This is a genomic window from Streptomyces calidiresistens (assembly GCF_014141525.1).
Taxonomy (GTDB): domain Bacteria; phylum Actinomycetota; class Actinomycetes; order Streptomycetales; family Streptomycetaceae; genus Streptomyces; species Streptomyces calidiresistens.
The window spans coordinates 1-9226 of sequence record NZ_VKHS01000135.1; the positions used below are offsets into that span (position 1 = coordinate 1).

The 9226-nt window shown below is 75.4% G+C and carries 5 protein-coding genes; 4 read left to right on the top strand and 1 reads right to left on the bottom strand.

Annotated features, from left to right (window positions below; all coding sequences use genetic code 11):
* Positions 1–48: 48 nt before the first annotated feature.
* From FOE67_RS08525 to rpmF, 3 genes are all read left to right on the top strand, one after another.
* The gene (locus FOE67_RS08525; protein ID WP_182662117.1) at positions 49–1827 is read left to right on the top strand and encodes a PucR family transcriptional regulator; all 1779 of its coding nucleotides are present in this window, start codon (positions 49–51) and stop codon (positions 1825–1827) included.
* 256 nt (positions 1828–2083) lie between these two features.
* On the top strand, positions 2084–3538 hold the full coding sequence (locus FOE67_RS08530; RefSeq protein WP_182662119.1) for an aldehyde dehydrogenase family protein: 1455 nt from the start codon (positions 2084–2086) through the stop codon (positions 3536–3538).
* Between the two features lie 65 nt (positions 3539–3603).
* Entirely contained in the window at positions 3604–3774 is a 171-nt protein-coding gene (rpmF, locus tag FOE67_RS08535; protein ID WP_182608229.1) for a 50S ribosomal protein L32, read from the top strand.
* Positions 3775–3941: 167 nt separating this feature from the next.
* Here rpmF and FOE67_RS08540 read toward each other — a convergent pair whose 3' ends face one another.
* Positions 3942–6971 (bottom strand): glycoside hydrolase family 3 C-terminal domain-containing protein, encoded by a 3030-nt coding sequence (locus FOE67_RS08540; RefSeq protein WP_182662121.1) that lies wholly within the window; start codon positions 6969–6971, stop codon positions 3942–3944.
* Positions 6972–7319: 348 nt separating this feature from the next.
* Here FOE67_RS08540 and FOE67_RS08545 point away from each other — a divergent pair, with 348 nt between their 5' ends.
* Positions 7320–8996, top strand: coding sequence for an extracellular solute-binding protein (locus FOE67_RS08545; RefSeq protein WP_182662123.1), 1677 nt, complete (start codon positions 7320–7322; stop codon positions 8994–8996).
* Positions 8997–9226: the final 230 nt, after the last annotated feature.

The following is a 9226-nucleotide window of genomic DNA, read 5'->3' on the forward strand; positions in this document are numbered from 1 at the left end:
GGATCCCCCTCCCGGCCATCCGGCACGTCCCCGCGTTCGAGGACCAGCATGTTTCCGACGCTCGCCTCGCTGGCGCGGCACCCCGCCCTCGGCCTCCGCCCCCTGACCGGCGGCGATCGGCTGGACGTCCCGGTGCGGTGGGCGCACGTCAGCGAACTGGCCGATCCGGTGCCCTACCTGGAGGGCGGGGAGCTGCTGCTGACCACCGGCCTGAAAGTGCCGGTGGACGATCCGGACGGCATCCGGGAGTACGTGCGCAGACTGTGCGCCGCCGGCGTCGTCGGTCTCGGGTTCGGACCGGGGATCCACCACCCGACCACCCCGCCCGGGCTGGTGACGGCCTGCGGGGAGGAGGGGCTGCCCCTGCTGGAGGTGCCCCGCCCCACGCCCTTCATCGCCATCTCCAAGGTGGTCTCCGCGGCCCTGGCCGCCGAGCAGTACCGGACCACCACCGCCGGGTTCGCCGCCCAACGGGAGCTCACCCGGGCCGCGTCCGGTCCGGACGGCGCGCGCGGGGTCCTGGCGCGGCTGGCCCATCGACTCGACGGCTGGGCCGCGCTGCACGATCTCTCCGGGGCGCCGGTGGCCGTGGCACCCCCGTGGGCGGAGCGGCGGGCCGCACGCCTCGGCGCGGAGGTGCGGCGGTTGGCCGGTCGCGCGGCGCCCTCCAGCGCCGTGCTGGACGCCGGCCCCGGTGCCACGGAGGAGGAGGGGACACCACGGCGCGGGACGGACGTGCGGCCCACGGGCGCCGGCGATCCGGAGCCGGTGGCCCCCCCGACGGAAGAGGATGCCCCCGGCGCACCACCGGCCGATCGGGTGGAGCTGCACTCGCTGGGCAACGCCGAACCGCCCGGAGCGGTGTTGGCGATCGGCACCGACGGCCCCCCGGACCCCGTCGGCCGGTACGCGGTTCAGTCGGCGGTCGCCGTGCTGACCCTGCTCACCGATCGCTCGCGCTCCGTCCGGGCCGGGGAACGCCGACTGGGGGGTGCCGTGCTGCGCCTGCTGCTCGCCGGGGAGCACGGACACGCGGCGGCGGTGGCCTCCGGGGTCTTCGGCGCCCTGTTGGAGGGCCCGCTGCGCGTGGTCGCGGTCCGGGGGCCCGATCACCCCGGTACCGCGACGGTGGGGGCGGACGGGAGCGCCGTCCCGGTGATCGCGTCCCCGGAGGCGGACCGCCTGGTGGCCGCCGCCGAGGCCGCGGCGGCCCGGGCCGGCGAGGCGGTGCTGAGCGCCGTGGAGGAGGAGGGCACCCTGCTGTTGTGCGCGGACTCCGGTGCCGCGCTCGCGGTCTGCCGGGCCGCGGCGCGGTCCCCGGAGGATCCGGCCGGTCCGTTGACGGTGGGGCTCTCCGACCCGGTGACCGCGCGGGAGGTGCCCGTCGCCCGGCGCCGCGCGCGGCGCGCCCTGGTGGTGGCCCGGCGGAGGGGCCGGGCCTGCGCGGAGCACGACGAGGTGGTGGACGGTTCCATGGCGGAACTGCTCTCCGACGAGGCGGCGCGCGGTTTCGCGGAGTCCCGGTTGCGGCCGCTGCGGGAGCACGACGCGCGGGGGCGCGGCGACCTGGTCGCCTCCCTGCGCGCCTGGTTGGCCCGGCACGGCCAGTGGGACGCGGCCGCCGCCGACCTCGGGGTGCACCGCCACACCCTGCGGTACCGGATGCGGCGGGTGGAGGAGATTCTGGGGCGAGGTCTGGACGACCCGGACGTGCGGATGGAGCTGTGGTTGGCGCTGAAGGTCGCCGACGCGGAGGGTGGTCCGGGTCCCGATCCCGACCGCGGCGGGGACGGCGCGGCTCCGACCGGGCGCTCCCGGGCTTCCTGAGCCCCGGGTCCGGAGCCGGGGCCCCCGGTCGGGGCGGACCCCCGGTCGCCCGCCGCCCGTACCCGCCGAATCGGCGTGCCCGCCGTGCGGAGTGCGCCGCGTCGGACAAGGATGGGAGCGGGGCGGCGCCCCTACCGTGGGCCGGGGGCCCGGCGTTGCCCGGCGATTCCCCGCCGGGGCCGTTCCGACGGACCCGGCTCCCGGGGTGCCCCGTGCCCCCGCATCGACTCCCGCCGACCGGAAGGGCGTTCGCGCGATGACCACCACGACTTCCCCTCACCCGTTCTGGCTCGCCGGCGGCCCCGCCACGGGCGGGGAGACCCTCACCGTGACCTCCCCCCGCGACGGCTCCGTCGTCGGGGAGGTGAGCGTGCCCACCGCCGAGCAGGTCGAGGCGGCGATCGAGGCGGCGGTGCGGGTCGCTCCCGCCTTCGCGGCCGGCCCCGCCCACGTCCGTGCCGCCGCCCTGGACCACGTGGGCGCCCGGATCGAGGAGCGCGCCGAGGAGATCGCCCGCCTCATCTCGGCGGAGAACGGCAAGCCGATCACCTGGGCGCGTGGCGAGGTGGGCCGGTGCCGGTCGGTCTTCCGCTGGGCCTCGGACGAGGCGCGGCGCTTCAACGGCGGCACCGCCCAGCGGTTGGACAGCGATCCCGGAGGCACCGGACGGCTGGCCCTGACCCGGCGGGTGCCGTACGGCCCGGTGCTGGGCATCGCGCCGTTCAACTTCCCGCTGAACCTGTGCGCGCACAAGGTGGCCCCGGCGATCGCGGTCGGTACCCCCATCCTCCTCAAGCCCGCCCCCGCCACCCCGCTCTCCGCGCTGTTGCTGGGGGAGCTGCTGGCGGAGACCGACCTGCCGGAGGGGGCCTGGAGCGTGCTGCCCGTGCCCAACGAGGCGATGCCGGAGCTGGTGCGCGACGAGCGGTTGCCGATCATCTCCTTCACCGGGTCGGCCGCGGTGGGTTGGTCGATCCTGGACTCGGTGCCGCGCAAGCGGGTCACCCTGGAGCTGGGCGGCAACGGGGCCGCGATCGTGCTCGCCGACTGGTCCACGGAGGAGGACCTGGAGTGGGCCGCGCGGCGGATCGCCACCTTCTCCAACTACCAGGGCGGCCAGTCCTGCATCTCGGTGCAGCGCGCGATCGTGCACGAGTCGGTGTACGACCGACTGCTGCCGCGGCTGGTTGCGGCGGTGGAGGAGCTTCCCACCGGCGACCCGATGGACCCGGCCACGCAGGTGGGTCCGCTGATCGACGAGAACGCCGCCCGCCGGGTGGAGTCCTGGGTGCGGGAGGCGGTCGACGGGGGCGCGAAGCTCCTCACCGGGGGGACCCAGGACGGCGCGACGGTGGCCCCCGCGGTGCTGGAGAACGTCCCGGCGGACTCGCGCCTGGGCTGCGAGGAGGTCTTCGGCCCGGTGATGTCGGTGACCCGGGTGCGGGACGAGCAGGAGGCGTTCGCCGTCGCCAACGACTCGAAGTACGGCCTCCAGGCGGGGGTGTTCACCCACGACGTGCAGGCGGCGTTCCGGGCCCACCGGGCGCTGGAGGTGGGGGGCGTGGTCATCGGTGACGTGCCCTCCTACCGCGCCGACCAGATGCCCTACGGCGGGGTCAAGGAGTCCGGTGTGGGCCGGGAGGGAGTGCGGTTCGCGATGGAGGACTACACCTACGAGCGCGTCATGGTGTTGACCGGCCTGGAGCTGTGAGGACCCGGGGGGAGGGCCTCCTCCCCCCGGGCTTCTGACAATCGTTTTCGTGTAGGCTGCGCGGCATGGCCGTTCCCAAGCGCAAGATGTCCCGCAGCAACACCCGTCACCGCCGGGCGCAGTGGAAGGCGACCCCGCCGGACCTGGTGCCGCTGACCATCGAGGGGCGCGAGTACCTGGTGCCGCGCAACCTCGTCCCCGCCTACCGACGGGGCCTGCTCACCCCGGAGGACTGAGCCGGGGTCGCCGGCCGGACCCGGGGGTGGGTCCGGCTCGGTGACCGGGGACGGTGCCGGGTCCGAACCGTGATCCGTTCGGGCCCGGCACCGTCGCTCGTTCCCCGCCGGCCGCCGCCCCGGAGCAGGAGGGCGAACCCTCCGGGGGACGGCGCCGGGCACACCGGTCACGCGGCGCCGGCGGCACCACCCCTCGTGCCCCCGCACTCCAGCGCGGCGAACCGCACCCGCCCGTGCAGGATCACCTCCAGATCCACCGGGCCGTCGCCCCCCTCGGGCAGCGGCAGCTCCGCGGTGACCCGTCGGTGGTCGTAACGGTCGGCGCCGGCCGGCACCGGGAGGTCCACGGACCCCGCGCCGACCACCCGCAACTCCACCCGGCCCGGCTCCCCCTCGGCCGTGACCGTCAGGGTGACCGTCACCGTCGGGGCGCCCGCCGCTCCGAGGTCGCAGGCGCGGTACAGCAGCCGGGCCGGCGTCGCCGGGTCCCGGGGCGTGGCGGCGTCACCGCTCTCCCGGTCGCGGTCCACCAACTCGACACCCTCCGACGCGTCGGCGTCGGCCGCCGCCAGGCCCGCCGTCACGACCGGCCGGGGTGCCGCCGGCTCCCCGACCACCTCCACCTCCACCGCGGCGCGGATGTCGCGCGAGGAGGCCCCGACCTCCACCGCGTACCGGCCGGCCGGCACCCGCAGGCGACCCCGGGCCGGGTCCCACAGGCCGAGCGCCTCCTCGACCGGTGCCTCCAGCGCGATGCGCCGGGACTCGCCCGCCTCCAGCCGCAGCCTCCGGTGGGCGGCCAGGGCACGCAGCGGACGGGCCGGCCCCGGCCCGTCGTCCCCGCCCGGGGGCAGGGCCCGGGTGTAGAGCTGGACGACCTCCTCGCCGGCCCGGTCACCGGTGTTGACCACCGTGACCTCGACCCGCAGCGTCCCGCCGGCGCCGACCGCGATCGGGGCCACGGTGGGCTCCCGGTGCCCGAAGGAGGTGTAGGACAGACCGTGGCCGAAGGGGAACAGCGGTTCACCCGGGTGGTACAGATAGGTGAGGCGGGAGCCGATCACGTCGTAGTCGAGCAGATCCGGCAGGTCCGCGTCGGAGGCGTACCAGGTCTGCGGGAGTCGACCGGCGGGGGAGACGTCCCCGCACAGCACCCGGGCCAGCGCCGTGCCGGCCGCCTGGCCGCCGTGCGCCGTCCACAGCAGGGCCGGCAGTTCGGCGGCCGCCTCCGTCACCGCGTAGGGGTAGGAGGAGGAGAGCACCAGCACGGTGCGCGGGTTGACGGCCCGGGCCGCCCGCCACAACCGGTCCTGCTGCTCCGGGAGGGCCAGGGTCACCCGGTCCTCGGTCTCCCGGCCGTTGATGTGCGGATCGTTGCCCGCCACCACGACCACGGCGTCCGCGCCGGCCGCCGCGGCGGCCACCTCCTCGGTGCCCCGGGCGACGACCTCGACGGTGAAGGGGGTGGGCTCCTCCCCCTCACCGGCCACCCGCAGTCCCTCCGGGGCCGCGACCAACGGCCTGCCGGTGCCCCGGTGTCGCAGCAGCACCGGTCCGGCGTCCCCGGGCCCGGCACCGACCGGCTCGGCGTCCGGCCCCGCTCCGATCGGCTCGGCGGTGAAGACCTCCTGTACCACCCACCCGCCCGGCTGCCGGGCCGAGGCCCGCACCAGACCGTCCTCGGCCACCGAGAGATACCGGCCCGCCGCGCCGGAGCCGGCCCGCAGGGTCAGCGCGCCCCCGCCCCAGTCGACCAGGTGCAGGTCCCGCGCCCCCTCCCGGGGGCCGACGGCCAGGGGCGGCAGGTCGGTGCGTCCGCGCAGCAGCGCCGGGTCCAGCGCCCCGGCGTCGGCGGCCTCGGGACCGTCGGTGGGCCCGGTGGACGCGCCGGGCACGGTGACCCAGCCGTCCGCGCAGCGCAGCCGCACCCGGTCCGTGCCCTCGGCGTACGTCACGGAGGCGATGCCGGGGTGGTCCCGCAGCCCGTCCAGCGGGGTGGAGCGGTGCAGCAGCGTGCCGCTGTACCAGTCGAGCTTGCACTCGTCGGCCAGGAGTCCGACCACCGCGATCCGGCTTCCGGCGGGCAGCGGCAGCATCGGGGTGCCCGCCCCCTCCCCGTCGGTGACCGGCGGTTCGTTGCGCAGCAGCACGATCGCCGCCTCCGCCGCCCGCAGCGCCAGCGCCCGGTGGGCGGGGGTGTCGAAGGCGTGCTCCGCCGGATCGGCGAACGGGCCGCCGTCCGGGTCGAACTCGCCCAGCCGCACCCGCATCCCCAGCAGGCGCAGCAGGGCCGTGTCGATGTGGCGTTGTTCGATCAGGCCGCGCTCCAGGGCCTCGCGCAGCCGCTCCAGGGTGGGGCCGCCGTCCTCGCCGTGGTCGGTGAAGCTGTCCACGCCGGCCCGCAGGGCGGCGGCCAGCCCCGAGGCGTGGTCGGGGTGGTAGGCCTCGGAGCCGGCGATGTTGGTCGGGGCGCCGGCGTCGGAGCAGACCACCAGGGGCAGGTCGGTCCAGGTCCGCAGCTCCGTCTCCAGCAGGGGGGAGAGGTGATTGGGTCGGCCGTTGACCAGGTTGTACGCGGGCATCACCCCCGCCACCGCGCCGGCGCGCACCGGGCCCCGGAAGGCGGGGAGCTCGTACTCGTGCAGCGTTCGGGGCGGCACGGAGGTGGAGGCGGTGTCGCGGTCGGTCTCGTGGTTGTGGGCCAGCCAGTGCTTGAGGATCGGGGCGGTGCGCCACCGGTCGGGGTGGTCCCCGCGCAATCCCCGGGTGTAGCCGGTCGCCAGGGCGGCGGTCAGTCGCGGGTCCTCGGAGTACCCCTCCTCGTTGCGGCCCCACAGCGGATGGCGCAGCAGGTTGACGGTGGGGGACCAGACGTTCCGGCCCACCCGGGGGTCACGGCTCCGCATGGCCAGCAGCTCCCGTCCCACCGCCTCGCCGATCTCCCGCAGCAGTTCCTCGTCCCAGGTCGCCCCCAGGCCGACGGCCTGCGGGAAGACGGTGGCGGGGCCCATCCAGGCGACACCGTGCAGCGCCTCCTGTCCGGTGCGGAAGGCCGCGACTCCCAGTCGCTCCACCGCCGGGGCGAACTGGTGCAGCATGGACAGCCGCTCCTCGGGCGTCAGGCGCCCCAGCAGGTCGGCGGCCCGTTCCCCGTCCTCCCGGCGCGGGTCACGGAACGGAAGCTGCTCGGAAGTCACGGGGAAGGTTCCTCTCGCCGCGGCGGCGGCCCCGCCGACCGCGGCCCGGCGCGGGGCGGGGCGCGGAATCGGGCGGACCCGCCGAACCGGATCATTGAAGCGCTTCGATGCTCAACCGCTCGCGACGCGAATGTCAAGACACCGGACGGCACCTTCCGGGTGTCGACCGTGGGGCGAGACGTGGCGACAGGGACGTGTGTTTCCGTGCGGCCATGAGATTTCTTGGGGACATCTCTTGTGCTGCCTGCTGCGCCGACTTAACCTCTGCGCAACATCGAAGCGCTTCGACCACCGTGCCGGTCCGGGTCCTGCGCGGTATCAGCAATGACGCTCTGAAGGGTTGACGCCATGCCCAAGACCTCCTCCGCGCCCAGTCGGAGATCGTTCCTCGCCTCCACCGCCGTCGCCGCAGCGGCGGGCGTGGGCGGCGTCCCCCTTCTGACGGCCTGTGGCTCGGGCGGCAACGGCGGTGGAGGCGGCGGTGGCGAGGGCCGGGTCACCGAGGAGCAGGCTCGGCAGATCCTTCCGACCCACCGGCCGTCCGGGATGGCGGTCGAGCCGGACATCCCCTCCGTCGACGGCTCCGTTCCCGGCTACCATCGCTACATCGAGGTCGACGACCTGGGGGTGTCCGTCCCCGAGCCCAAGGGCAGCGGCGGGGAACTGACCGCCATGACCCCCCTGTGGGGCACTCCGCCGCGGGCCGGCAACGAGTACTGGACGACCATGGACGAGCGGGTCGGCCTGACCGTCACCTGGCAGACCCAGGACGGCAACACCTACGGCGAGAAGCTGGGCACGGTGCTCGCCGGCAGCGACATCCCCGACCTGGTCTGCGTCCCCGGCTGGGAACTGCGCGGACAGATACCCCGGGCCATCGAGCAGCGTTTCGCCGACCTGGGCCCCCACCTGTCCGGTGACGCGGTCCTGGACTACCCGAACCTCGCGGCGATCCCCACCCCCGCCTGGCAGGCGTCCATCTTCGGCGGCGCCCTGCGCGGCCTGCCGATGCCGCAGCCGGTGATCGGCGGTGTGGTGCCCTTCTACCGCGAGGACATCTTCGAGGCCAACGGCTGGACCCCGCCCGGCTCCCTCGACGAGTTCCTCGACTTCGCCGAGGACATCACCTCCGCCCGCAACCGCGTCTGGGCCTGCGACGACTTCAAATGGGCCGCCTTCGTCTACTTCGGCGTCCTCCCCTCGCGCCCCCAGTACTGGCGCCGCGAGGGCGACACCCTGATCCACCGCAATGAGGAGGACGCCTACCTCGAGGCCCTGGAGTGGAGCCGCAAGCTCTTCGAGGCCGGTGTCGTCCACCCGGACTCCGTGGCGGCCCAGGGCGACGCCCAGAGCCGTTTCGCCGCCGGCGAGACCCTGATGCTCGCCCAGGGCGAGGGCATGTGGCACGGCCTGGTGAGCGAGCAGGTCACCGGCGGCAACCCGGACTTCCGGATCAACGCCATGGACTTCTTCTCCCACGACGGCGGCGACCCCGTCATCTGGGCGGGCAACGGCGCCAACATCTGGACCTTCGTCAACCGCAACCTCTCCGAGGACCGGATCCGCGACGCCCTGGAACTGGCCAATCTCTGCGCGGCCCCCTACGGCACCTACGAGAACCGGTTGCGCAACTACGGCATCGAGCGGACCCACTACACCGTCGAGGACGGCGTGCCGGTCCGCACGGAGCAGGGCACCGTCGAGGTCCAGCCCGAGACCTACGTCTTCATCGCCTCCCCCGAGGCCGCCGTCGCCCACCCCGACCAGCCCCGGGTGGTGGAGGACAAGTGCGGGTGGCACCAGCGGCAGATGCCCCACGTGCGCGAGCCGCTCTTCTACGGCCGGCAGATCCAGGAGCCCGACCGCTTCGCCAACCTCGGCGACGCCTTCGAGGATCTCGAGGACGACGTGACGCGCGGTCGCGCCTCCATCAGCGACATGCAGAACGCGGTCGCCGAGTGGCGCCGCAACGGCGGTGACGAATTGCGCGAGTGGTACCTGGAGCTGCTGGAGGACGAAGCCTGACCGCACCCGGCCCGCCGGCCGGTCCCCCGCCGGACGTCCCCCGGCGCGCCCGGCGGACACCGCACCCGGAGACGGGGCGGTGTCCGCCGGTCACGGGTGCGCCACCGCCCGGCGGACGGGAGCACCACCGCACACGACACGCAGGAGAAGAGGTCCGCCCGTGTCCCAGAGCACGGTTCCGCGCCCCGCGGCGGCGTCCGGGGACGGCCCCCCGCCCCCCGGCGCCGGCG